Raw genomic sequence first — 446 nt, forward strand, 5'->3', positions numbered from 1 at the left:
TCATCTTCGGGGGTAGAGCACTGTTTCGGCTAGGGGGCCATCCCGGCTTACCAACCCGATGCAAACTACGAATACCGAAGAATGTTATCACGGGAGACACACGGCGGGTGCTAACGTCCGTCGTGAAGAGGGAAACAACCCAGACCGCCAGCTAAGGTCCCAAAGTCATGGTTAAGTGGGAAACGATGTGGGAAGGCACAGACAGCCAGGATGTTGGCTTAGAAGCAGCCATCATTTAAAGAAAGCGTAATAGCTCACTGGTCGAGTCGGCCTGCGCGGAAGATGTAACGGGGCTAAACCATGCACCGAAGCTGCGGCAGCGACACTATGTGTTGTTGGGTAGGGGAGCGTTCTGTAAGCCGTTGAAGGTGTGCTGTGAGGCATGCTGGAGGTATCAGAAGTGCGAATGCTGACATAAGTAACGATAAAGCGGGTGAAAAGCCCGC

1 rRNA gene (running past one end of the window) is annotated in these 446 nt (G+C 53.8%); it reads left to right on the forward strand.

From position 1 onward, the window contains the following. Window positions 1–446 (forward strand): 23S ribosomal RNA (locus ACOTX5_RS26385); its annotated part runs 1,591 nt beyond the window's last position; the annotation flags it as partial.

Origin of the sequence: Enterobacter cloacae complex sp. IR5441, from assembly GCF_049238215.1 — a bacterium.
GTDB lineage: Bacteria > Pseudomonadota > Gammaproteobacteria > Enterobacterales > Enterobacteriaceae > Enterobacter > Enterobacter hormaechei_C.